A 264-nucleotide genomic window follows, 5' to 3' on the forward strand; every position below is an offset into this window, starting at 1 on the left:
AGCTCGGTCCCGGGGATCCTCTAGAGTCCGCTGCGCCACTCGTGACGGGCAGACAGCTCCATCCCCGGAATCAACGTCATCCCGAGCGACGCCGCCGCCTCTGCCGCCTCTGACCAGCCGGATGTGGTGTCGTGGTCGGTCAACGCCGCGGTGTGCAGACCCACGGCGTGAGCGGCGGCCATCACCCGCGCGGGAGGCTCGGTGCCGTCGGAATGGTCGGAGTGCAGGTGCAGGTCGCTGGGCCCGCGGAACCGCGGCATCCAC

Annotated in this window: 1 pseudogene; it reads right to left on the reverse strand. The window is 70.8% G+C overall.

The window, feature by feature from the left end:
* Positions 1-29: 29 nt before the first annotated feature.
* Positions 30-260 (reverse strand): annotated as a pseudogene (locus I5I_RS03410) (PHP domain-containing protein); the annotation flags it as partial.
* Between the last annotated feature and the right edge of the window lie 4 nt (positions 261-264).

It is taken from the genome of Microbacterium sp. B24, assembly GCF_000333415.1.
Taxonomy (GTDB): Bacteria; Actinomycetota; Actinomycetes; order Actinomycetales; family Microbacteriaceae; genus Microbacterium.